The 238-nt window shown below is 65.5% G+C and carries 1 pseudogene; it reads left to right on the top strand.

The window, feature by feature from the left end:
* Positions 1–238, top strand: a pseudogene (locus B2J89_RS22330) (flagellin); the annotation flags it as partial.

The raw sequence follows: 238 nt of genomic DNA, 5'->3' as shown, positions 1-238 counted from the left end.
CCAGATCAAGGGCCTGAACCAGGCCGTGCGCAATGCCAACGACGGCATCTCGCTGGCGCAAACGGCGGAAGGCGCGCTCAAGAGCTCGGGCGACATCCTGCAGCGCGTGCGTGAACTCGCCGTGCAATCTGCCAACGCCACCAACTCGGCCTCCGACCGCCAGGCCCTGAACTCTGAAGTCAACCAGCTCACCTCCGAGCTGGACCGCATCGCCAAGACCACCGACTTCAACGGCCGC

This window comes from Acidovorax sp. SRB_24, assembly GCF_012931925.1.
Note: the sequence above shows the minus strand (reverse complement) of the source record. Positions and strands in the feature narration are given on the sequence as shown.